General features: G+C 49.1%; 24 protein-coding genes and 2 tRNA genes. 13 read left to right on the top strand and 13 right to left on the bottom strand.

The features are described 5' to 3' along the window. Positions 1–794 precede the first annotated feature (794 nt). The 6 genes from secA (at position 795) to FPG75_RS00975 (ending at position 7,354) form a co-directional block, all read left to right on the top strand. On the top strand, positions 795–4,109 hold the full coding sequence (gene secA, locus FPG75_RS00950; RefSeq protein ID WP_143304622.1) for a preprotein translocase subunit SecA: 3,315 nt from the start codon (positions 795–797) through the stop codon (positions 4,107–4,109). 71 nt (positions 4,110–4,180) lie between these two features. Then, positions 4,181–4,366 (top strand): hypothetical protein, encoded by a 186-nt coding sequence (locus FPG75_RS00955; RefSeq protein ID WP_143304623.1) that lies wholly within the window; start codon positions 4,181–4,183, stop codon positions 4,364–4,366. Between the two features lie 37 nt (positions 4,367–4,403). Continuing rightward, the gene (locus FPG75_RS00960; protein WP_143304624.1) at positions 4,404–5,033 is read left to right on the top strand and encodes a hypothetical protein; all 630 of its coding nucleotides are present in this window, start codon (positions 4,404–4,406) and stop codon (positions 5,031–5,033) included. Positions 5,034–5,068: 35 nt separating this feature from the next. Then, positions 5,069–5,731, top strand: coding sequence for a deoxyribose-phosphate aldolase (deoC, locus tag FPG75_RS00965; RefSeq protein ID WP_236652689.1), 663 nt, complete (start codon positions 5,069–5,071; stop codon positions 5,729–5,731). Positions 5,732–5,751: 20 nt separating this feature from the next. After that, on the top strand, positions 5,752–6,195 hold the full coding sequence (locus FPG75_RS00970) for an SPOR domain-containing protein (protein WP_143304626.1): 444 nt from the start codon (positions 5,752–5,754) through the stop codon (positions 6,193–6,195). Beyond that, positions 6,179–7,354: a M20 metallopeptidase family protein gene (locus FPG75_RS00975; RefSeq protein ID WP_143304627.1), complete on the top strand. Its 1,176-nt coding sequence runs from the start codon at positions 6,179–6,181 to the stop codon at positions 7,352–7,354. Before FPG75_RS00970 ends, FPG75_RS00975 begins: the two co-directional genes overlap by 17 nt. 99 nt (positions 7,355–7,453) lie before the next feature. Here the strand turns inward: FPG75_RS00975 and FPG75_RS00980 are convergent, their stop codons facing one another. The 5 genes from FPG75_RS00980 to FPG75_RS01000 all read right to left on the bottom strand — a co-directional run bounded on the left by FPG75_RS00980 (position 7,454) and on the right by FPG75_RS01000 (position 11,631). Next, positions 7,454–8,182: a hypothetical protein gene (locus FPG75_RS00980; RefSeq protein ID WP_143304628.1), complete on the bottom strand. Its 729-nt coding sequence runs from the start codon at positions 8,180–8,182 to the stop codon at positions 7,454–7,456. Position 8,183: 1 nt separating this feature from the next. After that, positions 8,184–8,555: a GntR family transcriptional regulator gene (locus tag FPG75_RS00985; protein WP_143304629.1), complete on the bottom strand. Its 372-nt coding sequence runs from the start codon at positions 8,553–8,555 to the stop codon at positions 8,184–8,186. Between the two features lie 12 nt (positions 8,556–8,567). Further along, positions 8,568–9,377, bottom strand: a complete 810-nt coding sequence (locus tag FPG75_RS00990; RefSeq protein WP_143304630.1) for a hypothetical protein — start codon at positions 9,375–9,377, stop codon at positions 8,568–8,570. A 5-nt stretch (positions 9,378–9,382) separates the two neighbouring features. After that, complete coding sequence (locus FPG75_RS00995; protein WP_143304631.1) at positions 9,383–10,216, bottom strand: ABC transporter ATP-binding protein; 834 nt, start codon at positions 10,214–10,216, stop codon at positions 9,383–9,385. 134 nt (positions 10,217–10,350) lie between these two features. After that, positions 10,351–11,631, bottom strand: coding sequence for a serine hydroxymethyltransferase (locus tag FPG75_RS01000; protein WP_143304632.1), 1,281 nt, complete (start codon positions 11,629–11,631; stop codon positions 10,351–10,353). A 77-nt stretch (positions 11,632–11,708) separates the two neighbouring features. Between FPG75_RS01000 and FPG75_RS01005 the strand changes: the two genes are divergently transcribed. Both FPG75_RS01005 and FPG75_RS01010 read left to right on the top strand, forming a co-directional pair. Further along, entirely contained in the window at positions 11,709–12,701 is a 993-nt protein-coding gene (locus FPG75_RS01005) for a sugar phosphate nucleotidyltransferase (protein WP_143304633.1), read from the top strand. A gap of 37 nt (positions 12,702–12,738) precedes the next feature. Next, positions 12,739–13,692, top strand: a complete 954-nt coding sequence (locus tag FPG75_RS01010) for an NAD(P)H-dependent flavin oxidoreductase (RefSeq protein WP_143304634.1) — start codon at positions 12,739–12,741, stop codon at positions 13,690–13,692. Positions 13,693–13,709: 17 nt separating this feature from the next. Here FPG75_RS01010 and FPG75_RS01015 read toward each other — a convergent pair whose 3' ends face one another. The 4 genes from FPG75_RS01015 to FPG75_RS01030 all read right to left on the bottom strand — a co-directional run bounded on the left by FPG75_RS01015 (position 13,710) and on the right by FPG75_RS01030 (position 18,103). After that, positions 13,710–15,011 carry an ABC transporter permease gene (locus tag FPG75_RS01015; protein WP_143304635.1) on the bottom strand — a complete coding sequence of 434 codons (1,302 nt, stop codon included), beginning with the start codon at positions 15,009–15,011 and terminating at the stop codon, positions 13,710–13,712. A 15-nt stretch (positions 15,012–15,026) separates the two neighbouring features. Beyond that, the gene (locus FPG75_RS01020) at positions 15,027–15,962 is read right to left on the bottom strand and encodes an ABC transporter ATP-binding protein (protein ID WP_143304636.1); all 936 of its coding nucleotides are present in this window, start codon (positions 15,960–15,962) and stop codon (positions 15,027–15,029) included. A 61-nt stretch (positions 15,963–16,023) separates the two neighbouring features. Beyond that, positions 16,024–17,586 carry an NAD(P)/FAD-dependent oxidoreductase gene (locus tag FPG75_RS01025; RefSeq protein WP_143304637.1) on the bottom strand — a complete coding sequence of 521 codons (1,563 nt, stop codon included), beginning with the start codon at positions 17,584–17,586 and terminating at the stop codon, positions 16,024–16,026. 130 nt (positions 17,587–17,716) lie between these two features. Further along, positions 17,717–18,103, bottom strand: coding sequence for a DUF3127 domain-containing protein (locus FPG75_RS01030; protein WP_143304638.1), 387 nt, complete (start codon positions 18,101–18,103; stop codon positions 17,717–17,719). 549 nt (positions 18,104–18,652) lie between these two features. On the opposite strand from FPG75_RS01030, the gene dnaA reads away from it, so the two are divergent. From dnaA to FPG75_RS01055, 5 genes are all read left to right on the top strand, one after another. After that, the gene (gene dnaA, locus FPG75_RS01035; RefSeq protein WP_143304639.1) at positions 18,653–20,086 is read left to right on the top strand and encodes a chromosomal replication initiator protein DnaA; all 1,434 of its coding nucleotides are present in this window, start codon (positions 18,653–18,655) and stop codon (positions 20,084–20,086) included. Positions 20,087–20,187: 101 nt separating this feature from the next. Next, a complete protein-coding gene (locus FPG75_RS01040) occupies positions 20,188–21,120 on the top strand; it encodes a cupin-like domain-containing protein (RefSeq protein ID WP_143304640.1) in 933 nt (310 codons plus the stop codon). A gap of 90 nt (positions 21,121–21,210) precedes the next feature. After that, positions 21,211–21,299: transfer RNA gene (locus tag FPG75_RS01045), tRNA-Ser, on the top strand. A gap of 279 nt (positions 21,300–21,578) precedes the next feature. Continuing rightward, entirely contained in the window at positions 21,579–22,658 is a 1,080-nt protein-coding gene (locus FPG75_RS01050; protein ID WP_143304641.1) for a TIGR03118 family protein, read from the top strand. Positions 22,659–22,886: 228 nt separating this feature from the next. Continuing rightward, a tRNA-Pro gene (locus tag FPG75_RS01055) sits at positions 22,887–22,961 on the top strand. A 64-nt stretch (positions 22,962–23,025) separates the two neighbouring features. On the opposite strand, the gene FPG75_RS01060 is transcribed toward FPG75_RS01055, so the two are convergent. The 4 genes from FPG75_RS01060 to FPG75_RS01075 form a co-directional block, all read right to left on the bottom strand. Then, positions 23,026–23,541, bottom strand: coding sequence for a putative immunity protein (locus FPG75_RS01060; protein WP_143304642.1), 516 nt, complete (start codon positions 23,539–23,541; stop codon positions 23,026–23,028). Between the two features lie 133 nt (positions 23,542–23,674). Continuing rightward, on the bottom strand, positions 23,675–24,415 hold the full coding sequence (locus FPG75_RS01065; protein WP_143304643.1) for a hypothetical protein: 741 nt from the start codon (positions 24,413–24,415) through the stop codon (positions 23,675–23,677). 187 nt (positions 24,416–24,602) lie between these two features. After that, positions 24,603–25,658 carry a glycosyl hydrolase gene (locus FPG75_RS01070; protein WP_143304644.1) on the bottom strand — a complete coding sequence of 352 codons (1,056 nt, stop codon included), beginning with the start codon at positions 25,656–25,658 and terminating at the stop codon, positions 24,603–24,605. Between the two features lie 93 nt (positions 25,659–25,751). After that, positions 25,752–26,249, bottom strand: coding sequence for an anthrone oxygenase family protein (locus FPG75_RS01075; protein ID WP_161596620.1), 498 nt, complete (start codon positions 26,247–26,249; stop codon positions 25,752–25,754). Positions 26,250–26,313: the final 64 nt, after the last annotated feature.

Below are 26,313 nucleotides of genomic sequence, written 5' to 3' on the forward strand. Positions count from 1 at the left end.
GCGAAATGTGATATTGATGAATATTCTACCAATATTTTGCCCCGTAGGGGCGGTATATTGGTAGCAATGATATACGCTGCCTTGCCCCGTAGGGGCAGTATATTGGTAGCAAATGATGCATACACGCTATATTGCCCCGTAGGGGCGGTATATTGGTAGCAAATGATGCATACACGCTATATTGCCCCGTAGGGGCGGTATATTGGTAGCAATGATATACGCTGCCTTGCCCCGTAGGGGCAGTATATTGTTAGCAAATGATGCATACACGCTATATTGCCCCGTAGGGGCGGTATATTGGTAGCAATGATATACGCTGCCTTGCCCCGTAGGGGCAGTATATTGTTAGCAAATGATGCATACACGCTATATTGCCCCGTAGGGGCGGTATATTGGTAGCAATGATATACGCTGCCTTGCCCCGTAGGGGCAGTATATTGGTAGCAATGATGCATACATGCTACATCGCCCCGTAGGGGCGGCATATTGGTAAACGATCAAATTGTCAGGTTGCGCTGGCAGCGCGCCTCACCCGCTGCGGCAGTCAAAAAATAATTCGATTTTCTTCCACTGCAAAATGAAAGCAAAATACCGCCCGAATCACCGAATTAATTACTAATTTTACGTTTCTTGCGAAGCGGCTGACCATTACTGACACCTTGACAGGCTGGCTTTCAAGCACAATATTTGAGTAACTTGTGTCCCGTCTGACCCACAAGCCAAGCCAACGCCATGGTTCAGCCACACGGGCTCGTTACAAGACATAAATCGTAATTAGTAATTAATCATTCAACATGTTAGGTTTTTTAACAAAACTTTTTGGAGGGAATAAGTCGGACAGAGATATCAAAGCTATCACTCCAATTGTGCAGCAGATCAATGAGGAGTACGAAAAACTACAGTCCCTGCCTATCGATGCCCTGCGCCAGAAAACCCAGGAATTCCGCCAGCGTATCGCTGCGCACCTGGCTGCGATCGACAAAGAGATCGCAGAAAAACAGGAACAGGCCGATAACTCAGAAGATGTTACACTGAAAGATACCATCTATCAGGAAATAGACCTGTTGAAGAAAGACCGCGACAAACAACTGGAAGTGATCCTGAAAGAGTTGCTGCCAGAGGCTTTCGCCGTAGTAAAAGAAACCGCACACCGCTTTACCAATAACACTACCATCACCGCTACCGCTACGCCGCTGGACCGCCAGCTGGCCGTAACCAAGAATTACGTAACCATCGAGGGCGATAAAGCCATCTGGAAAAATTCCTGGGATGCCGCCGGCAGCACCGTTACCTGGAACATGGTTCACTACGATGTACAGCTCATCGGTGGTACCGTACTGCATCAGGGTAAGATCGCTGAAATGGCCACCGGTGAAGGTAAAACGCTGGTGTCCACACTGCCTGCGTATCTCAATGCACTGGCCGGACAAGGCGTTCACATCGTTACCGTGAACGATTACCTCGCCCGTCGTGACTCCGAATGGAACGGGCCTCTGTTCGAATTCCTGGACATCACGGTAGACTGTATCGACAAACACCAACCCAATACCGCCGAGCGCCGCAATGCTTACCTGGCGGGTATTACATACGGTACCAACAACGAATTCGGCTTCGACTACCTGCGCGATAACATGGTACACAGCCCGGATGAAATGGTACAACGCAAACACCATTATGCCATGGTCGATGAGGTGGATAGCGTATTGGTAGATGACGCCCGTACCCCGCTCATCATCTCCGGTCCTATCCCACGCGGTGAAGAACAGGAGTTCCATGCTTTGAAACCTCGTATCCAGTACCTGGTAGACGCACAGAAGAAAGTAGCCACACAATATTTACAGGAAGCCAAAAAACTGATCGCTGAAGGTAAAGATGATGCGAAAACAGGTGGCCTGGCCCTGATGCGCGCCTGGAGAGGCTTGCCGAAGAGCAGCGCCCTGATCAAATACCTCAGCGAACCTGGTATCAAAGTACTGTTGCAGAAAGCAGAGAACTACTACCTCGCCGATCAGCAACGCGAAATGCCGAAAGTAGATGAAGGCCTCTACTTCGTTATCGAAGAAAAAAATAACAGCGTAGACCTCACCGATAAAGGTATTGCCCTCATCACACAAGGCGGCGAAGATCCTAACTTCTTCGTGATGCCCGATGTAGGCTCTGAACTCGCAGAGATAGAAAAACTGCCGATCTCTTCTGAAGAGAAACTGCAACGTAAGGATGTACTGCTGCAAGACTTCGCCCTGAAATCTGACCGTATCCACTCCGTACAGCAGCTGCTGAAAGCATACACGCTGTTCGATAAAGACGTAGAATACGTAGTGATGGACGGCAAAGTGAAGATCGTAGATGAACAAACCGGCCGTATCCTTGATGGACGCCGCTATTCCGACGGCCTGCACCAGGCGATCGAAGCAAAAGAAAATGTGAAAGTGGAAGCCGCCACCCAAACTTTTGCGACGATCACTTTACAGAACTACTTCCGTATGTACCATAAGCTGGCAGGTATGACCGGTACAGCTTCTACAGAAGCGGGCGAGTTCTGGGAGATCTACAAACTGGATGTGGTAACCATCCCCACCAACCTGCCGATCTCTCGTCTGGATGCAGAAGACCTGGTATACAAAACGAAGAGAGATAAATACAAAGCAGTGATCGAAGAAGTGAAGCAACTGCAGGCAAAAGGCCGTCCTGTGCTGGTAGGTACTACCTCCGTGGAAGTGTCTGAATTGCTGAGCAAGATGCTCACCTTCGAAAAAGTACCGCACAATGTATTGAACGCGAAACAGCACGCACGTGAAGCGCAGATCGTTGCAGAGGCAGGTTTGGCCGGCGCCGTCACCATCGCTACCAACATGGCGGGCCGTGGTACGGATATCAAGCTCGGACCTGGCGTGAAAGAAGCAGGCGGTTTGGCGATCATCGGTACAGAAAGACATGAAAGCCGTCGTGTAGACAGGCAGCTGCGTGGTCGTGCCGGTCGTCAGGGCGATCCCGGTACTTCACAGTTCTTCGTATCCCTGGAAGATGACCTGATGCGTATGTTCGGCTCCGAACGTATCGCGGGTCTCATGGACCGCATGGGCTATAAAGAAGGAGAAGTGATCCAGCACAGCATGATCACCCGCTCCATCGAAAGAGCACAGAAAAAAGTAGAAGAAAATAACTTCGGTATCCGTAAACGCTTGCTCGAATACGATGACGTTATGAACAAGCAACGTACGGTGATCTACTCCAAGCGTAATCACGCACTCTTCGGCGAACGCCTGGCCATCGATATCGACAACGCCTTCTATGACGTAGCAGAGAACATGGTGAACACCCACAAGGAAAGCGGCGACTACGAAGCTTTCAAAATGGATGCGATCATGAACTTCTCTATTGATACAGAAATTACACAGGAAGAACTGGCCCGCACCGATATCTCGTCGCTGGCTACCAGGCTGTATCACGAAGGAAAACAAAATTATAACCGCAAAGTACAGGATATCATCTCCAACACCTTCCCGGTGATAGAGCGTATCTATAACGAACAAGGCGCCCACATCGAAAATATCTCCATACCATTTACCGATGGTAAAAAAGGTATCAACGTACTGGCCAACCTCCAGAAAGTAGTGAGCTCACATGGCCACGAAACCATGAATGCCCTGGAACGCAGCATCACCCTGGCTTTGATCGACGAAGCCTGGAAAGAGCACCTGCGTGCGATGGATGATCTGAAACAATCTGTACAAAGCGCCGTATACGAACAGAAAGATCCATTACTGATCTACAAGTTCGAAGCCTTCAACCTGTTCAAAGAGATGGACGGCGAAACCAGTCGCGACATCGTTTCCTTCCTCTGCAAATGCGGTATCCCTATGAGCAGCGAAGAGCGCCAGGAAATCCGCGAAGGCCGTGAGGAAAAAACAGATATGAGCGGACTGCGCGCTTCCCATGAAGATATCAATGAACAACAACAAAGCAACGGCCACGATATGAGTGGATATGCTGCTCCTGAAGAAGAGAAGCATGAGCCGGTGCGCGTTGGACCTAAAGTAGGCAGGAACGATCCTTGCCCTTGTGGTAGCGGCAAGAAGTTCAAGAACTGCCATGGGAAAGATTTGTAAGAAGATACTATTTTAATAAAAAAGGATCGCTGAGCAGCGATCCTTTTTTATTAAAATAGTATCTTTAGATTATGACGGATGAATTTTACAAAGAAGTAATAATGATCCTGAAAAAGAAGAGGAAAGAGGCTACCGCTTCGGTGGAAGCCGCTAACCGATTTATTGATGAAGTAGGGATCCGCCATCTGCTTATTGATGGCGATGGAGTTGATGAAACTAAAAGAACTCCTAAAAGAAAAGTTACTAAGAAAAAGTAACTGTTGAATTGTTAACCCACGTTTCCTGTTTTAATTCATGTTACCAACCATCCTTTATTCCGCTGATCCGGGATTAATGCTAGCATTTCATGGCTGTGATGAGCCCGTGCGTGATGCTGTATTAAACGGAAAAGAAATGCTTCATTACAGCCAAAACAGATATGACTGGTTAGGCTCAGGAATCTATTTCTGGCAAAATAGTTATGACAGGGCGTTACATTTTGCCAGACATGGTTCCTCCAGTAAAGGGAAGCGCGAAAAACCTTCAGTGCTCGGCGCAATAGTGAGTTTAGGCAACTGTCTTGATTTGACCGATAAAAAATGGATCGATCTATTAAGATATAGCTATCACATTTTTAAAGAAACTACACAAAGGGCCGGTAAAAAACTGCCTGTGAACGCCAACCCCATCACTGCTCGCCATTCCCGTGATAAGGTATTAAGAGAACTGGATTGCCAGGTGATTGAACATCTCCACAGCATCACGGATCAAAAGGAACCTTTTGATTCGGTACGCGGCGTTTTCTTTGAGGGCGAGCCACTGTACGATGGTGCGGGGTTCTATGAAAAAACGCATGTGCAAATATGTATCCGTAATCCTAATTGTATAAAAGGGTTTTTCCTGCCACGGAACAGTGTTTCCTGGCCGCGGGGCATTCTGCGGTAATAGTCCGGAATTTGCATTAATTTCGCCCTACAACAATGGATATGAACATTAACCGCTACATAGATCACACCATACTCAAACCCACCACCACATTAGAGGATATCAAAAACTTGTGCATGCAATGCGTGGAATACGATTTTGCCGCAGCCTGTGTGCCGCCTCCGTATGTGAAAGTGGCCAAACAATTCCTGGGAGCGACCAATACCCTGGTGGCTACCGTGATTGGATTTCCATTCGGGTATTCGGCGATAGAGGCCAAAGTGGCGGAAACAGTACTGGCCATCGTGGATGGCGCTGATGAGCTGGATGTGGTGATCAACATCTCCGCCATAAAAAATAATGATTGGGAATATCTTGAAAAAGAGATTGCCAACCTGATGTATATTATCCGGGAGAAGAAGAAAGTGATCAAAGTAATCATCGAGAGCGGTGTGCTGACAGACGAAGAGATCGTGAAATGCTGCCAGCTGTATAGCAAGTACGGCGTGGATTTTGTAAAGACATCCACCGGGTATGCCGAAAAAGGCGCAACCCTGGAAGCCGTAAAACTGATGCGTGCCAACCTGCCCGATAATATACAGATCAAGGCATCCGGTGGTATCCGTACCTTCGCCTTCGCCAAAGAGCTGATCAACGCAGGCGCCACCAGGATCGGCGCCAGCGCCAGCGTCGCCATCGTGAAGGAAAGCAAAGAATAGTTCACCCTTAAACTGATTACATGCAAAAGTTATTCATCCTGGTTTGCTGCCTGCTGACAAGCAGCTGGGCGATGGCCCAGGACAATGCCATCACCCCCGGCAGCGGCAGCGTAAAAGTCATCAAAGACAGCCGTGTAGACGTGCTGGTTAGAAAGCAAACCTACATCAACACACTGGCTATCCGCAACCAGTCAGGCTTCCGGGTACAGGTCATCTCCACCAACAAACGCGGCGATGCCAACGAAGCAAAAGCCAAAGTAATGCAATTGTATCCCGATTACCGCGCCTATCTTGATTTCCAGGCGCCTTACTTTAAAGTGCGCGTGGGCGACTTCAAAACCCGCGAGGAAGCCAGTGATCTGCGCGACAAACTCTCCGGCCTGTTCTCAGGCGGCGTATTTGTTGTACCAGCCATCATCAACGTGTCACCGGATAAAGAATTTTCGAATGAAGAATCTAATTAAGGAGCTGGCAAAAAGCTACGCTCCTGAAATGATCGAGATCAGACGTCACCTGCACTCACACCCTGAACTGTCTTTCCAGGAATATGAAACCTCGAAATTCATACAGCAACAACTGGATCTTTATGGCGTAAAATACCAGGCTGGCATCGCCGGTACCGGTATCATCGCGCTTATCGAAGGCAAGCGCCCATCTTCCAAAACCATCGCGCTCCGCGCCGATATCGATGCGCTGCCCATCACAGAAGCCAACGACGTACCTTACAAATCACAGCACAGCGGCGTTATGCATGCCTGCGGCCATGATGTACATACTACCTGCGTTCTCGGCGCCACGCGGATATTGCAACAGATACGCGACCAGTTTGAAGGCACCATCAAAGTGCTGTTCCAGCCCGGCGAAGAAAAACATCCCGGCGGCGCCAGCATCATGATCGAAGAAGGCGCCCTCGAAAACCCGCGCCCGGACGCTATCCTGGGCATGCACGTACAGCCCACCATGGAAGCCGGTACCCTCGGTTTCCACGCCGGCGAATACATGGCTAGCGCCGATGAAATATATATCACCGTGAAAGGCAAAGGCGGACATGCCGCCCAGCCACAGCTCACGGCTGATACCATCCTGATCGCATCACAGCTGGTAGTGAGCCTGCAACAGGTCATCTCCCGCAACCGTAATCCATTCTCTCCATCGGTATTGTCTATCTGTGCCTTCAACGGCGGTTTCACTACCAACGTGATTCCCAGCGAAGTGAAGCTGATGGGCACTTTCAGGGCGATGGACGAAACCTGGCGCTTCAAAGCGCATGAACTGATCCGCCAGCAGGCTATTGGTATCGCTACGGCGATGGGCGCTGAAATTGATATTGAAATTTTAGTGGGGTATCCTACCCTTTATAATAATGAAGCCGTAACAGCAAAAGCGCGCGGTATTGCGGAAGATTATCTCGGACAAGCCAACGTGATGGACACAGAGATACGCATGGGCGCTGAAGATTTTGCCTTCTATTCACAGATCGTGCCCGCCTGCTTCTTCCGCCTGGGTACCGGCAACGCCGCCAGAGGCATCACTTCCGGCGTGCATACGCCCACCTTCGACGTGGATGAACAGGCCATCGAAACAGGTATGGGAACGATGGCCTATCTCGCTACACAGTTTTAATCGTATATACGTTTACGTTAGTATAAAAAAGAAGTCCCGATAGATATCGGGACTTTTTTTTAAAAGCATGTAAAACTGATATAAGTATAATTCTTAACACTATTTTGTTCGCAGGCCCAGGAGCACTTTACCGCTGATGTTCAGGCTGCCGAGGCTATCTACCCGGATATCAGAGAAGCTGGTGTTCATGTCGCGGACCGATAGCTCAGAATGCTTGCCCAGCGTGAGATACAAGGAGTCTACCTTGTTCCTGTCGCCGGGAAGATCGATGAGTGCATATGCGCCGCCATTGATCCGCAGGGTGCCCGCCTTACAATCAGCAAAGTACGTAGCAGAAATCGCGCTGGTAGTGAGTTGTAGCTGTTCCGGCTGTAGCCTTTCGATGGAAATATTTGCATACTCGTTCCTGATTTCCCGTACATCCGGACAATTCACCGTCAGCGGAGATGGCTGTATGATCATGATCGTAAGGGTATCGCCGCTTTGTTGTACAGTAATGCCGTCGTTGTGCGTAACGGTATACTGTTCTGCTTTTGATAAATATACCTGGCCCTTGTTTGCTAGTTCATTGATGACTGTCTTCTTCTCCGGGGCTATCGCCTGGCCTTCTTTGAGGGCCATTTCCCTGGCTGCTGCATTAATGACGACCAATATTTTAAAAGGTTGCACGGTGGTCGTGGTATTTTTTTTCACTTGAGAAGAATAGTTGCTATTCGGGTTGTTGGTGATCCCCTTGGCGAAGTTGCTCCGCAGGACGATATCTGACATCAACATCAGACATACGAGCAGGCCCAGAAAGCCTGCGAATAATTTGGTACTCGTTTTCATATTATCTGAAATTGGATTTTTTAAATTTTTCGAAATGTGGTTTCAGCTCGTCGAGTTCGATATCCAGCAGATAGATATTGCGGAAGAAACTAGGCAGCTCGTTGGAGATGAAAGCCTCCTTTTTGAACTGCTTGATCTTTTTCACCGCATCCGGCTGGATGAAGTAGCCGATCCCTCTTTTATTATAAATGATGTCCTGTTGCTGTAGCAGCTCGCAGGTGCGCATCACCGTATTGGGATTGACTTCCATCGATACGGCCAGTTCCCGTACGGAAGGGATGCGCTCTTCTGCCTGCCACTTGTCCAGCAGGATCTGCTCGCAGATAAAATCTGCTATTTGCAGGTATATCGCTTGTGAATCTTTGAATTCCATCTTTCAATAGTTTTAAATTTCCTGGTCTTTCAGCCGGAAATAGGCCAGGGTCCATAATATCGGCGCCAGCAGGAACTTCACAATAAACAGGTAGCCATGCTGGAGCGATTCCGGGATTATATACATCACGGCAGAATGATCATTGGCAGGATCTTTTGCGCCTATCAGCACAAAAGGCAATTGCGCTGACCAATGGTACATATTACCACCAAAAATGATCTGCAGGAACAAGGAGTTCAGCAAGGCGAAAGCCGCTGCCAGTACGACGATGGAGAGGAATGTTTTCAGATAGCTGAACTTGTGGAAGTAGCTGGAACCCAGCAGGAACATGGCCTGGCCGATCATCGCACCAACATAGATATATATTTTTTCATCCGGATGGCTGAACAGCGGGAAATCCAGCGGGATCGATGTATCATAAATAGCGCGATGTACCAATCCGGCGATCTCGAAGGCCATGAAGGCGCAGAGGTGAAATACGAGCATAAAGCCGACGGTAGTGATGAGCAGCTGTGAGAAGAATTTCTCGAACTGCGAAGCCGGCAGCATGAGAAAATCAACGCCGGTTTCCTTGCCGCCAAGTTCCTGGAACGACCTGCAGGTAAAGAGGACCAGCGAAAAGCACAGGAATAAATAGTAAGCGGGCATCATATGTTTTTGTGTCGTTGAATAATGCCCCAGTACTACAATGAGCACGCCGACGAGCGTCATGAGGAGAAATAATCCAATGACGGCCAGGAGATAGAATTTATAATTGGCCACCAGCTGCTTCTTCATGTAAAGGCCCAGCCTGGGCAATGAGAACGTATTGTTTGTTTCCATCGTGATCAGTTAAAGAGTTCCTGAATAGGTTGGCGGTTGGAGAGGACGGCATTGAACAGCAGTTCCATATCGATACGGCTTTGTTCCTGGTGGATATTCTTCATCACCACGGCATGGCCGCGCAGGGAGCTGTCGGCGTACAATACAGGCTGTGAGGCATCCAGCTGGCTCACGGTTTTGAAAGTCAGTTTATCCATCACCGTGCCTACGTCCTGCCGGAATACGATCTTGTGATCATCGATGATCACAATGCTATCGATCAGGTTGTCGAGATCACGTACCTGGTGGGTGGAGATGACGATGCATTTGTCTTCACTCACCGCTGCGGCGATCACCTTACGGAACTGGCTTTTAGACGGGATATCGAGGCCATTGGTGGGTTCGTCCATGATGAGCACTTTGGTATTGGTGGCCAGGGCGAAGCTGATGAGCACTTTTTTCTTCTGGCCATAAGACATGCTCGTGAGCTGTTGGTCCTGCGGGATACTGAACTCCTCCAGGTACCGCTGAAATGCCCGCTGGTCGAAGTTGGGATAGAACGGCGAGTAGGCGTTCACGTAGTTTTTGACAGATAGTTTAGGAAGATAGAATTCTTCTGGTACAAGGAATATCTCGCGCAGGAAGGCGGGTTGTCTTTTCCGGGAGGCATAGCCCATTACTTCACAGGTGCCGCCATCGGGGAAGAGGAGGCCGGCGATCTGCTTCAGCAAGGTGGATTTGCCGGCGCCGTTCTTGCCTAGCAGGCCATAGATGTGGCCAGCTTCCAGGCGCAGGCTCAGTCCTTCGAAGAGGGGCTTGTTCTTCCGGTAGCTGAATTGCAATGACTGGATATTGATCATAATGTATGTGTGGTTTAGTGTACTACTTAACTAGTACGGTATAAAAGTAAATGTTTTTTTGAAACCACCAACATTTATTTAAAAAAAAGACCCGTCCTCACGTGGGGACGGGTCTTTTTTCAAGACAGTTTATATTATCCCAGTTCAGGATAGAGGGAGAACTGTTGCATGAAGTTGTTCACTTCTCCTCTTACTTTAGTGATCAGTGCTTCATTGTCGGCATCCATCAGCAGTTGATCGATCCAGTCAACGATCTGGCCCATGTGAGCTTCGTTGAGGCCGCGGCTGGTGATGGCCGGAACGCCGATACGGATACCGGAAGTAACGAAAGCGGATTTATCATCGAAAGGCACCATGTTTTTGTTGATGGTGATATCAGCCTTCACGAGTGTTTGTTCTGCTTTTTTACCGGAGATATTTTTGTTGCGGAGGTCGATCAGCATGAGGTGATTGTCGGTACCGCCGGAAACGATCTGGTAGCCTTTATCTACAAAGCTCTTCGCCATGGACTGTGCATTTTTGAGCACTTGTTTGGCGTAGGCATCATATTCAGGAGTGAGGATTTCGAAGAAAGATACTGCTTTGGCGGCGATCACGTGTTCGAGCGGGCCGCCCTGGATGCCGGGGAATACGGCGGTATCAATGAGGGAGCTCATCATGCGGATCTCGCCTTTCGGTGTTTTGAGGCCGAATGGATTTTCGAAATCTTTGCCCAGCAGGATCATACCGCCACGAGGGCCACGCAGTGTTTTGTGGGTAGTGGTGGTAACGAAGTGGCAATGTTCGAAAGGTGAGTTCAGCAATCCTTTGGCGATGAGGCCTGCGGGGTGTGCGATATCAGCCATCACGAAAGCGCCTACCTGGTCAGCGATCTCGCGGATGCGTTTGTAGTCCCAGTCGCGGCTGTAGGCAGAAGCGCCGCAAACGATCAATTTGGGTTTTTCGCGGTTCGCGATCTCTTCCATCTTGTCGTATTCAATCAGGCCGGTTTCTTTGTTTACACCGTAGAAATGCGGCTGATAGAGCTTTCCGGAGTAGTTCACTGCGGAACCGTGGGTAAGGTGGCCGCCCATGCTGAGATCCAGACCGAGGATCTTGTCGCCGGGTTGCAGGATGGCCAGCATCACAGCAGCATTGGCTTGTGCGCCGGAGTGAGGTTGTACGTTGGCATATTCAGCACCAAATATTTGTTTGGCGCGGTCGATGGCCAGTTGTTCGCTCTGGTCCACGATCTCGCAACCGCCATAGTATCTTCTGCCAGGGTAGCCTTCGGCATATTTGTTCGTCATCACATTTCCCATCGCCTGCATTACCTGCAAGCTGGTAAAGTTTTCTGAAGCGATCAGTTCAATGCCATGGCGCTGGCGCTCCAATTCCTGGCGGATTATATCAAATATTTGCTGGTCTCTTTGCATGATGCCTTAAAATTTGATGCAAAAGTAAAGTAATCGGGCATGAAATGCAATTGCGAATTGTTTATTTTTGCCGCATCATGAAGGCAATTATACCCGTGGCCGGAGCTGGCACCAAACTCCGTCCACACACATATACACAACCGAAAGCATTGATTCCGCTGGCCGGCCGAACCATCCTCAGCATCATCGTAGATCAGCTGGTGGAAGCCGGTATCACGGAGTTTGTATTCGTAGTAGGTTATCTCGGGGAGAAGATCCAGCATTATGTAGAGAAGAAATATCCGCAGCTTACCTGTCATTTTGTACAACAGAACAGCAGGGAAGGCACCGGGCATGCCATTCTCCTCACCCGTGAAGTAGTGGGCAAAGATGAGATATTGATCGTATTGGGAGACACCATTTGCGAAACAGATTTCAAAGAAGTGATCGATGCGCCCTACTCCATGCTGGGCCTCAAAAAAGTAGAAGACCCGCGCAACTTTGGCGTGGCCGAGATAGACGAGCACGGCGTCATCAGCCGCGTAGTGGAAAAACCACAGATACCCAAGTCGAACCTCGCACTGGTAGGCCTTTACAAGATCAAAGAAACAGCGGCGCTGTACGAATGCCTGCAAGCCAATGTGGATAACAAGATCAAATCACACGACGAATTTCAACTCACCGACGCATTGGAATGCATGATCGAAAAAGGCGTGCGCTTCAACGGCTTCAAAGTGAACAACTGGTTCGACTGCGGCCGGAAAGACACCCTGCTCGAAACCAATGCCATCCTGCTGAAGAAATACAAGCTCGCCAGCAATCCTGTGCTGCCGTATGAAAATACTATCATCATACCGCCCGTAAGCATCGGCGAAGGCTGTAATATCAAGCACTCCATCATCGGCCCCAATGTGGCCATAGGCGATAATACCGTCATCAACTACTCCATCGTGAAAGACTCTATCATCGGCTCTTTCAGCAATCTGTATGAAGTAGTGCTCAAATCCTCCCTGATCGGCAGTGATGCCAATATCCGCGGATTAAGCCAGAGCCTTAATATCGGCGACAATACCGAGATCGACCTCGGTTAAGGAAGGATGCTTATCTTCGTTACTATAGCTGCCGCTTATGAACAGGATCCAAAAACTTTTCAATACCAGGTACCCGATTATTCAGGCCGGCATGATCTGGGCCAGCGGCTGGCGTTTAGCCAGCGCCGTTAGTAATGCCGGCGGACTGGGGCTCATCGGCGCAGGCAGCATGTACCCTGATGTGCTGCGCGAGCATATACAGAAGTGCAAACAGGCCACCAGCCACACTTTTGGCGTCAATGTGCCGCTGCTCTATCCCGATATCGAGCAGCTGATGCAAATCATCCTGGAAGAAAAAGTGCCCGTGGTATTCACTTCTGCCGGTAATCCCAAAACCTGGACCCCCATGCTCAAAGCCGCCGGGGTAACCGTGGTACATGTGGTGTCCAGTTCTGCTTTTGCATTGAAGAGCGAGGCCGCCGGCGTAGACGCCGTTGTGGCAGAGGGTTTCGAGGCAGGAGGCCATAATGGAAGAGAAGAAACAACTACCATGGTGCTCATCCCTGCCGTATGCGAACAGGTGAAGATACCCGTGATCGCCGCTGGGGGCATCGGCTCCGGAAAGGCCATGGCCGCCGCTTTTGCACTAGGCGCTGAAGGCGTGCAGGTAGGCAGCCGCTTCGTGGCCACGCCCGAAGCATCATCCCATATCAATTTCAAAAATGCAGTGGTGCACGCGAAAGAAGGCGATACCATGCTAAGCCTCAAAAAGCTCACGCCGGTGAGGATGATCAAAAATCATTTCTACGACGCCGTGAAAGCTGCGGAAGATCAGGGCGCTGATCCCGATGCCCTGAAAACCTTGCTGGGCCGCGCCCGCGCCAAAGCCGGCATGTTCGAAGGCCACCTCGATGAAGGAGAGCTGGAGATTGGCCAGGTGAGTGCACTAATACATGATATCCTGCCAGCCGCCCAGGTGCTGCAACACATCTGGGATGAATTCAACACCACCCGGGAGAAACTGGGAAAGATAGATTTCGGGATTTATTGATTTTTGAATTTATGGATTTATTTGAAGATCCATTTCGCGGCTTCTTTCAACGTAATTTTCTTGCCATACATCAGGATACCGGTGCGGTAAATCTTTCCCGCCATCCAGGTGGTAAAGATGAAACCCGCTACCAGCAATACGGCCGACAGCGCCAGTTGCCATACCGGCACTGTGCCGGGCACGCCGTAAGGCAGCCGCGCCATCATCACAATAGGCGAGGTAAAAGGAATGATACTGCCCCATACGGCAAGCTGACTGCCGGGATCACTGGCCGCTTTGATCATGATCATAATGCCAATGATGATCGGCAGCGTTACCGGAAGGCTCATCTGTTGCACTTCACTGGCATCTTCATTAGCCAGGCTTCCCACTGCCGCATACAGCGAAGAATAAAATAGATAACCACCGAGGAAATAGAAAAAGAAACCGCTGAGCAACAAGCCCCAGTTGATATTACTTACAACGTCCATCACACGTTTTACTGATTCTGCGGCCTGCGCATTATTGGCCATGGCGCTGCCCTGGTTGGCGGCCTGCAAGGATTCAGGCGAAACGAACAAAGGCAGCAAGAGGTAAAAGCCCGAGATCAGCACGGCCCAGATGAGAAACTGTAACAGCCCTACCGCTGCAATACCAATGATCTTGCCCATCATCAACTGAAAAGGCCGTACACTGGATATCATCACTTCCGCAATGCGGCTCACTTTCTCTTCCATCACACCGCGCATCACAGCAGTACCGAAAAGCAACAGCACGAAGTAGATAATAAAGCCGCTGGCATAGCCCACGCCGAAAGCCACGTAGGAACTGCCTTTCGTCTCTTCCTTGCCATTCTTGAAATCTGTGCTTACGTCAGAATGGATAGCGTTCAGCTGCGATTCCTGGATACCTTGCAGCTCCATGCGGCGCTTCTCGATCACATCATTGATATTGCGGTTCACCGCATTTTCGAGCGACATGCTGGCCTGTCCTTCGCTATAGAACTGAAATCCGGAAGGACGGTTGATATCAATCTCGGGAATGTACAGCACGCCGTCATAGCCCAGCTCTTCATAATGCGCTTTGAGACTGTCGAGGTTATTATCTTTCACAAATTTGAAATAGATGCCGTGCGTATCAGGGAAGTGTTTTTCGAAGAAGCCGCTTTTATCGATCACCGCGATATGTTTATTACTATCGCCGGAATTGGTGGCAATTAAAATAGGAACCAATACCATTGCGGCAAATGCGAGCGGTATCAGCAGCGTTACGATCAGGAAGGAGCGTTTACGTACGCGGGTAATGAATTCTCTTTTTATAATGAGCCAGATCTTTTCCATAAGTCAGAATTGTGGTCAGGCCAGCATGGCTGCCGGCGCCGGGGTTTCGGTCTGTTGTACCTGTGAAATAAATACTTCGTTGATGGTGGGTAATATCTCTTCAAAATACACCACGGGTATATCCTGCCGGATGAAGTGCAGGAGGATATCGTTGGTGTTGCTGTCTGCATTCAGTTTTACGGTGAAGGCAAGGTCGTGTGTTTCCACGATGGTGAAGTGATAGGTGGCCATCTGCGCAGCATTGGGCATTACGCCAAGGCCGATGCGGAAGAGGCCCTGTTTGAATTGCTGGCGTATGTCTTTCACGGCGCCATCCAGTATTTTCTTGCCTTTATTGACCAGCATAATGCGGTCGCATATCTCTTCCACCTGTTCCATGCGATGGGTGGAGAAGATGATGGTAGTACCGTTTTTGCTGAGATGGAAGATCTCCTGTTTGATAAGGTTGGAATTGATGGGATCGAGGCCGGAGAAGGGTTCATCGAGGATGAGCAGTTTGGGTTCATGCAGGATGGTGGAGATGAACTGTACTTTTTGCTGCATGCCTTTACTGAGTTCGTCTATACGTTTGTTGTACCAGCTGTTGATCTCAAATTTTTCGAACCAGTATTTGATTTTGGCCCTGGCTTCTTTTTCGCTGAGACCTTTGAGGCGTGCGAGATACAGGGTTTGTTCGCCTACGCGCATTTTTTTATAGAGGCCGCGTTCTTCAGGCATGTAGCCGATCTGTTGTACATGTTGTTCTTGTACAAATGGCTGACCGTTGAAGAGGATGTTGCCTTCATCCGGATAGAAGATGCCGGTGAGCATGCGCAGCAGCGTGGTTTTGCCGGCGCCGTTGGGACCGAGCAGGCCGAAGATGCTGCTTTGCGGAATGCCAAAGCTCATATCATCTACGGCTTTGTGCGTGGCGTAATATTTTTTCAGGTGTTGGACTTCAATAAGGTTCATGATGAAAATTTACCGATTAATCGTGAATAATTCATCAATTCAGCTTGCCGTTTATATAATACTAATGTTGCAGGCGGGCGGCGATGATGGAGGCTACCCGTTCGCCGTCCATGGCGGCGGATACGATGCCGCCGGCATAGCCTGCACCTTCTCCGCAGGGATAGAGGCCGGCCACCTGCGGGTGTTCCAGCGTATCGTTATCGCGGGGAATGCGTACTGGTGAAGACGTGCGTGATTCGGTGGCTACCAGTATGGCATCGGCGGTGTAGTATCCTTTCATTTTTTTGCCGAAGGCTTTGAAAGCGCCTGCCAGCCGCTGGTGTACTGCTGGCGGCAGCACGTGGCGGAGATCAGCGCTGTTCACGCCGGGCAGGTAAGAGCATTCGGGTAAGGAAGCAGATAGCTTTCCGTGAACGAAGTCAGTCATGCGTTGTGCCGGCGCTACGAACTTGCCGCCGCCCGCATTGAAGGCAGCTTTCTCTACGGCCTGTTGGAAGTACATAGCTGCGAGCGGGCCCTGGTGGCCGTATGCGGCGAAGTCGGATTCATCTACGGTCACCACCATGCCGGAGTTGGCGAAGGGGTTGTTGCGTTTAGAAGGCGACCATCCATTCACAACGAGTTCACCGGGATCGGTGGCGGCAGGTGCGATGATGCCGCCGGGGCACATGCAGAAGGAGAATACGCCGCGGCCTTCCACTTGTTCTACCAGGCTGTAGCTGGCGGGAGGCAGGTATTCGCCGCGGATGGCGCAATGGTATTGGGCGCTGTCGATCAGTTCCTGCGGATGTTCCACGCGTACGCCGAGGGCAAAGGGTTTGGCCTCGATGAGTATTTGTTGACGGTGCAGCATCTGGAAGATGTCGCGGGCGGAGTGGCCGGTGGCGAGGATGAGTTGCTGTGCGTCGAAAGTGTGGCTGCTGGCGGTTTCTACGCCGGTGATGCGGCCGTCTTTGATGCGCAGGCTGCTTACTTTTTCTTCGAAGTGCACTTCGCCGCCGGAGGCGATGATTTGTTCGCGCATGGCGGTGATGATGTGCGGCAGTTTGTTGGTGCCGATATGCGGGTGTGCATCTATCATGATCTTTTCTTCTGCGCCGAAGTGCACGAAGATGCTGAGGATGCGGTTGATGTCGCCGCGTTTGTTGGAGCGGGTGTACAGTTTGCCGTCGGAGTAAGTGCCTGCGCCGCCTTCGCCGAAGCAGTAGTTGGAGTCGGGGTGTACGACGCCTGTTTTATTGAGGGCGGCGAGATCGCGGCGGCGTGCGCGCACATCTTTGCCGCGTTCGAGTATTAGGGGTCTGATGCCGGCCTCTATGAGGCGTAGTGCTGCGAAAAGCCCTGCTGGCCCGGCTCCGGCGATGATCACGCGGGGGGCGTCTTTCGGCAGTTCGGGATATACGGGATGTAGGTGTTCCCGTTGCTGGAAAGGTTCGTTCACGAACACCTGTATGGTGACCATGAAGTATACTTGCCTGGAACGTGCGTCGATAGAGCGTTTGAGGAGATTGTAGCCGGTGATGGCTTTGGCGGGCAGGCCGAGCGCGTTGGCGGCATGCCGGGTGATATGAGCAGCAGTGGCGGCTTCCGCCGGCAGCAGCTTGAGTGTGAGTTGTTGTATCATGTTAGGTAGCTATCCTAAATTGATGGATGATTTAGGGATTTAGGGATTTAAGAATTTAGGGATTTATAAATTTATAAATCCCTAAATTCTTAAATCCCTAAATCCCTAAATTCATAAATCTGTAAATTCATCAGAAGGGCAGGTCATCGCTGCCATCGCCGCCAGCGGCGGGCATCTGCGGGGTGTTGTAGTTAGGCATTGGATCAGCGCCGGGAGCAGGAGCGGCCATTACGGATTCCATGCGCCATGCATCGAGGTTGGTGATGTAGTTCACTTTACCATCTTTCTCCCAACGCGTACCTTTGATATTGAAATAAACCTTAACGTTTTCTCCCTCATTGAACCGGTCTACGATGCCTGTACGGTCTTGTACCGACTGGAATTTAATATAGTTGTTGATAACACGGCCATTGATGTCATCAGATTTCTCGATAACGAACTCTCTTGTTTTAAAAGTTTCGCTACGTTGTACCGTGTTGTACTTCACAATCAGCTTTCCGGTAATTTCAAAACTCATAGAAAATTAATTTAAATTCAGAAGCATCAAAGATAAGATATTCACCCAAGTGGAGGCAAATAATTTTTATTAATTACAAGCGCGCGGGTATATAAAGAAATACTTCGTTATTTACTAGCTCCAAACACATTTTTTTAAATGGAGATACTAACATAGTTTTGCACCCTCGCGAAAAAAATTGTGAATATCTCACGGTTTTCAGCTGGATGATTTACGGAGGTCTGTACAGGTGCAATGTTATTTTATCTGTTATGTGTTCATATTGAGGATAAAGGGGCAACGCATGGAGGAAAGATACTGTTAATCAATTGCATTCGCGGTAGTAAAAAACGAGGAGTGTCAATGCTGTAAAGCAATAGCAGCGGGCCGTCAGCAGGTGCTTGCACACTGTAATCAGGATAATATAAACAAGGGTAGATAAATTTTTTTTTTCAACATTTTCTACAGATATTCGTCGTCCTGTCTGAACTTTTTTCGACATCCTGCGTTGAGGAATTGCGAATTCGAGAACATCCTTAATTAAGAAACAAACTAATTTTTTTTATCTCAATGAATAAAACTTGCGAACAAGTTTGGGAAAGGTGTCTTAATATAATTAGGGATATAGTGGAGTGGCAGCCGTTTAAGACATGGTTTGAACCAATTAAACCCATTAAACTTGAAAACAATGTTTTAACCATCCAGGTCCCCAGCCAATTCTTTTATGAATACCTTGAGGAGCACTACGTGGGATTGTTAGGAAAAACTATCAAAAGAGAATTAGGTAAAGAAGCCCGGTTGGAATACCGCATTGTAGTAGAGAACGGCACGCCGCATCAACATCCAAGAACAGTAAACATGCCTACGCAGTTTACAAAACCTCAGAAAGACAATGAAGTAGATTTCCCTTTAACGATTCAGAACCCGGTAAAGAACCCGTTTGTTATTCCGGGTATTAAAAGGGTACAAATAGATTCACAGCTCAATCCAAACTACACGTTCGACTCGTATATAGAGGGCGATTGTAACCGTGTGGCCAGGCGCGCAGGTAAAACCGTTTCCGAAAAACCGGGCGGTACTTCCTTCAATCCCCTGGTAATATATGGCGGTGTAGGCCTTGGTAAAACTCACCTGGCACAAGCCATCGGCAACGATGTAAAACGTGTGCACCCCAACAAAGCGGTGCTGTATGTGAGCGCAGAGAAGTTTATCAATCAGTTCATCGATCACTCGAAAAATAATATCATCAACGATTTCATACACTTCTATCAATTGATAGATGTATTGATTGTAGATGATATCCAGTTCTTCGCACGCGCAGAAAAAACACAGGATGCTTTCTTTGCCATCTTCAACCATTTGCATCAATCAGGCAAACAGCTGATCCTTACGTCAGACAAGGCGCCGAAAGATCTCGATGGCGTGCAGGAACGCCTGCTGAGCCGCTTCCGCTGGGGCCTCAGCGCAGATATCCAGATCCCTGATTTTGAAACAAGGATGGAGATACTGGAAATGAAAATGCGCAACGATGGCCTGGAAATGCCGAAAGAAGTAGTGAAGTATGTGGCCTATAATATCCAGACCAACGTACGCGAACTGGAAGGCGCGCTCATCTCCCTGCTGGCACAGTCTTCTCTCAACCGCAAAGAGATCGATCTCGAACTGGCGAAGCGTGTACTCAAATCTTTCGTGAAAACATCTTCCAAAGAAATCACGATCGAGAGCATACAGAAAATGGTCTGCGAATACTTTGATGTCCCCTACGACAAACTGCTGCAAAAGACCCGCAAACGTGAGATCGTACAGGCCCGTCAGATCACCATGTACCTGGCTAAATCATTTACTAAAAATTCACTGAAAACCATCGGCGAACATTTCGGCGGACGTGACCACACCACCGTGATACATTCCTGCCAAACTGTGAAAGACCTGATGGATACTGATAATAATTTCCGCGACAGCGTAATAGAATTACAACAGAAAGTACAGCTGGCCGCTATGTAACACCCCTTCAAAACCTATTTTCAACAATGCCCTGGCGATTCCGCCAGGGCATTGTTGATTTAAGAAAGATTATATATCTTAGTCTATAGAATTTGTAGACTATGAAACTTGCGCCGATTCCTGTTGCAGCCACCATGAGCAGTGCCACATTTGAACAGGACTATTTGAAGACCAAGCAGCCCGTTATCATCCGTGATTTTATTTCCGGACCCGCACTCACCAAATGGAGTTACGCTTATTTCGCTGAAAAAGCCGGTAATACAGCCGTAGCGGTGCACGGCAGTGAGGATGCCCACCTCGACAAGGTAACGAGCCCGCCTGAACGAAAAATGACCTTTGCGGCCTATCTGGATATGATCAATGCAGGACCTACGGAACTCCGCCTCTTCCTCTTCAACCTCCTGCTGGAAAAACCTGAATTGAAAAAAGACCTGCAGGTAAAGAAACTGACCAAAGGCCTGTTATCCTGGCTGCCCTTTATGTTCTTTGGTGGCGCGGGTTCCAGCGTACGGTATCATTATGATATCGACATGTCGCATGTGTTCCTGTCGCAATTACATGGTACGAAGAAAGTGTACCTTTTTGCCAACGCGGCATCGCCCTACCTGTACCGGCTGCCGTTCAGTTTTCATGGCCTGGTGGACCTGCGGCATCCTGATTACGTGCAATACCCTGCGCTGGCCGCCTTGCGCGGCTGGGAGTGTACCCTTGAAAAAGGTGATACATTGTTTATTCCTGCGGGCTACTGGCATTACATACAATACGTAACCGACGGATATTCCATCAGCTACCGCGCGATCCCGCCCTCATTATCGGATAAACTCAGAGGCTTCCGTAACATCGTGCTGGTGCGACGTTTCGACAATGCCATGCGGCATCTTTTCGGACGGCGGTGGTTCGACTGGAAGCGTCGCGCCGCCTTCCGCAATGCCGCCCTGGCCTTGCAACGGGAAGGCCGCCATCCGCAACCCGTGGCCGACAATGCCGATCTGCGGCCCTCTTCCGGCGATCGTATCCAACTCTTTGAGTCCTGATCTGCAGCCTCGAAAAAAAGATGAGAAAAAAAGTGATTACTTTTGGTGAATTTAAAATTTTTCCTATTTTTGCAACCCCTTCAGGGGACTGGTGAGATGCCTGAGTGGCCGAAAGGAACGGTTTGCTAAACCGTCGTACGGGTTAAACTGTACCGAGGGTTCGAATCCCTCTCTCACCGCAGCAAAAAGGAATCAACAAACGTTGATTCCTTTTTTGTTTTTAATCACCCGGATATAACGGTAACGCATATACGCTATTGACGGCATTGTACAGCCTGTCAAATAATTTTTTACAGCCGGGCAACCCTTTTTGTTAAGCGCCCGTAGCCAGTGTTAACAGGGGCGGATCCCCAGATCGATCGTGCAGGAATTTGCTATCCATATTTTTTTTGAAGAGAAACCGGCTATCCCCCGTTAGCCGCCACTGTTGCACCTGTCATCATTAAAATCTCATCAACATGAGTACCTCCACAAAGCAGGGCCGGAGATCGTTTGTCTGGCCGATGGCCACCCTCCTGGCGGCCGCTATCTTTGTATTGTCCAGCTGTAAAAAGAATGAGCCGCCACCGCTTCACGACTACACACAGGTGAACCTTGTGGCCGACGTAGCCGGCTTCGGAGCAGCCAGGCTGGACACCAACCTGGTGAACCCCTGGGGCATCGCTGCCAATCCATCCGGCCCTATCTGGATCGCCGACAACCACACTGGTTTGAGTACGGTTTACGACAAATCCGGCGCTACATTGCGGCCACCGGTAAGCATCCCTGCGCCCGGGGATACCAGTGCCGGCGCGCCTGCAGGCATTGTTTTTAACAGCACCCCCGATTTCATGACCGGCAAAATGCCACAACCTGCGAAATTCATTTTCGCTACAGAAGATGGTACGATCGTCGCCTGGAATGGCGGCGATGTCGCCACCATCATGGCCGATCAATCCACCGCTGGCGCGGTATACAAAGGGCTGGCACTCGCCAGTGATGGCGGCGCCAACTTCCTCTATGCAACCAATTTTCACAATGGCACGATCGATGTTTTCGACAAAAACTTCCATCTCGTAAGCGGCAAACCCTTCATGGACCCGGATTTGCCGGCAGGCTTCGGGCCATTCAATATCCGGAACATCGGTGATAAACTGTTTGTAACCTATGCCAAACAGAAGCCCGATAAACATGACGACCAGGCTGGTCCGGGCAATGGGTACATTGACATATTCAGCACCAATGGCATGCTGGTAAAGCGTTTCGTGTCGCAAGGCGCGTTGAACTCACCCTGGGGCATTGTAAAAGCTGCGCCAGGTTTCTGTGATGATGATGGCGTTATCATCGTTGGCAACTTCGGCGACGGGCATATCAACCTGTATGGTGAAGATGGCAAATTCATCGGCGCATTACAAAGCGGCAAACAACCGATCGTGATTGAAGGCCTGTGGGGGCTGGATAACAACATCCCCATGACGGGCCGTAACCAGTTATTTTTTACGGCCGGACCGGGAGAAGAATCACACGGAATTTTTGGCTATATCCGGCGTGGCAACTAGCGTTATCCCTGTTTTCTACACAGCAATGTGCATTTGTGCACATTGCTGTCGTTTGTTGAAACCCTTTGCTGCAGCTTGTTTGCAGCGAATGAAAATTTTTGTTTCAAAAAATATTTTAAAAATTTGTTTTTATATGAAACTTATTCCTACATTTGCACTCCGCAATTGAAGCAAGGAAATGCCATAAGGGCTTTCTGATTGAGCTGAAAGTGCGGACTGTCAGGGATTCGGGGCGTAGCGTAGCCCGGTTATCGCGCCTGCTTTGGGAGCAGGAGGTCGCAAGTTCGAATCTTGCCGCCCCGACAGAAAGGACAAAATGGAAGCAATTCTGTTTTGTCCTTTTTTATTTCTCCAAAGTCTTATACTATCAGCAATTGAACGCAAACCAGCAGATATGATTTCTTAGTTTCTGATCGTCTATCACAAGTTCGCGAATATCATCCGGCAGTTGCTTACGTTGCCATTGGCACTCTTTCCGGCCCCTATCTTCTCTTTCATTTTCTTTGACAGATTCCTTGACCGCTTTAATTGCATAGGCGGCAGCTCCCAGTTCATGAGCTGCAACGTGCGCCGTCACCGCCGCTTGCCCCGCAGCATAAGCCGCATTTCGGGCGGCGCCCTTTAAATTTCTTGCTGCGGCCATAGCGTGGCCGCCTGCTGCACGGCATTGCATCATTTTAATTTCACCGCGCGCCCATGCGCGAATGTGCGCAATAGCCAGGCGTGGACGAGGATCAGCAGGTTGTACCGCTTCGAAAAAATGCAATACATGTTCTGCGCAATCAGCCGCCCAGAGCGCAAGTAAGCGATGATTTGAATCTGTTAAAGTACCACCTCGTCTTATCGTTATAAATCGGGGGTCTCTGTCTTTGGGCAATATCATCGTATAATAGTTTCGTTGGGACTATGAAGGTAAGCAACAATGTTCCAACAAGATTGCTGAGGCTCCCTGGCTACCATCCCGACACAAAAAAGCCTTGCAATAGTGCAAGGCTTTTTTGTTGCTAAGAGAATTGCTAAGAACGCTGTTCCAGCAACCTTGAATAAATCTCTGCAAAAACTGCGAAGCTCCAAAGTGTTGTTTCGCTGAAACTAAATACTTCCTTTCCGTTTTTATCTTTGATCAAATAGCCTTTTACCGTCGCTCTCTGAATAGGTTGCAGGTCTGTTAAAGGATAGTTCGTATCATTAACAGTGAGGAATTTATTATTCAGACTTACCTGTTGGGTTTTGCTATTCAGGAAGGTATTGGCAGACAAGGCCGTGAAAGAGTTTTTTAAAGCGGTAGCGGTAGTGATATAATTGAATTTGATCGTTTTTCCCTGCTCAATTTCCGGCCACAGGTACTCGCTTCTTTTGATGCTGTTCAGCTCAATCAAAGCGCCGATGTTTCCGCTGTGATGAACGCTGATCAGCTCCCATTGGTCGCTTCCTTCGCTTTTAAAGGCGAGATTGTTAGGGCCTGGCGATTTTCCGGTGGTGAACAGGAAGAGGTCTGTCAGGTCTTTTGCAGGCATAAAATATTCCTGCGATTTGTATTTGCGATCTATGCCATTTTCATATAAGAAATATTGCGGCTTATCCATTTTCTTTTTTGCGCTTACATAAAAAATGATCGCCAGGACCGCGCAGAAAACAAAAATGAACTTTGAGGCGAAGCCCATTCCCGGCTCATTAGGCAGCAGGAAAGCCAGTGCTAATCCACCCAGGGCCATCAATACAAATAGCCCTATAAAAAAGCCATATACTACCCACATTGATGAACTTTGTTTGTACTCTTGAAGAAGTTTTCCTTTTTCCATATAGTTAAATAAAAATTACGGGACTTAAAATCACATGCAATGAAGAAGGGGGACAACCTTCTGTTGGGTTAATTAATTTGGGTTAAGGCACAAATATAGGGATTTGTAGTAAAACTTCACCAATTGCGTATATACGTACCTGTTACCATTCCGTTACACCCACTTCTACAATTGCATAAGGTTTTTGAGCAGATACGGATTGTAACAGCCTGTATGCTTTATCCAGCAAGTCTTTGGGGCTAGTGTAACTATCGGTTTTCTTTTGCGGCCCGTAGGTGCTGATGCCTATCCAATCGATGTAATCATCGCCCGGATAATAATACGGGGCATCGTTCCACCAATCCTCCGGGGAGCCGGCGGCATCTATATGGAAAAACCAGGTGATATTATTTACTTGTGCTTGCCTGAAGAGGTCGATGATATGACGGAAGGCATCGCGGTAGATTTCCGGCCCGTCCGGGTACTTGGGGTCGCCGTATCCGTCGAGCGTGCCGCCGCCATTGTAAGCGCCGTTCCAGGGGAACCAGCTGCCATTTACTTCTGCGCCAAATTCTACGAGGAGCGGGGCGCCATAGTTTTTTGCGGCGGTTGCCCAGGCTTTCAGGGCCGTATCGTGCTGCCCATGAATGATATCGATCAGATGCCATTGCGGATCAGGCTTGCCGGCTTCAAACCGGCTCCTGGGCATCATGCGTATAAAAGGGATCTTTCCGGCATTCCTGATGATATCCACTTCCTTTTGCGGGAAGGTAATGCCATTCAGCCAGTTATTGGAGAAATAAGCCCAGGCTATTTTTTTCCTGGCCAATGCCTCAAAATCCGCGATACCGCTGGCCGACACCTGGTCTTCCGTACCGCCAAAATTGGGAAAGGCAGCGTGATAGCGCTTGTCGGACGGTATACTCAGCTTTCCATTTGTAAAAGAACACTGCTCCGAAAAAAGCGGGCTGCTCACCTCCGCCTGGTATTGCTGAAGCGCCGCTTCGCTGGAATTGACGGCCAGAAGAGAACCGTCAAAATTTTCCTGCCACCAGCTGACCGCATGGATACCAGGGTAATTGGAAGATGATAATGCCTGGAAATAATCCTTGATCCATTGTTGCTTGTTGGATGCTTGCGCGGATGCTGGCGCTGCTTCCTTGCTACATTGCAGTAACGGCAGGGAGATTAAAATTGCCAGCAGTGTTTTCTTGTTCATTCGGTTTTGCTTTATCAGGAGGAGGGAATCGGGCCTTCGATGATAGAACAACAAAGATGAATTTATTCCTACGCTTCGTCAAATTGAATGCAGTCATTGATGGTTTTTTAAAGATTGATTTTTAAGCGCCACAGCGGCGATCACCGCAATAAAAGATACGATCATCATCAGCGACCTGGTGTTGAAAGCAGCCACCACTTGCAGCTGTATCTCCCGCGCATTGGCTGGCAGCGCATGAAGATCCCAGCTTTGTATCAGGTGGTTGAGCGGATGGTTTACTGATAATGTAAAGACCAGATCCATCACAATGATCAACAGTGCCAAGAGCATGAGTAGCGCTGAAGGCCGTTGTTTATCTCTGAACAGCATGATTGTGCTGATCAGCAAGGATAATAAAAGTATCGGACCAAAAACCGGCATCCTCGCCGCCATATAGCTATCGACATTTTTCCAGTACTCCACAAACGCCACCGTGCTCATTTTGGTGATGGCAGGGTTGTTTCCGATAATGGTGAAGAAACCAGCTCCTGCATATAATCCGGACAGAAAAATAGTGAGGCTTAGCAATAAGGCCAGAAATTTCTTGCGCATAGATTTAGATTTACGGGGAACAAAACATTTACATGCCATTAAAACTACACAAATTTTTTTCTTG

The organism is Chitinophaga vietnamensis, assembly GCF_902167635.1.
In the GTDB taxonomy this organism is placed as follows: domain Bacteria; phylum Bacteroidota; class Bacteroidia; order Chitinophagales; family Chitinophagaceae; genus Chitinophaga; species Chitinophaga vietnamensis.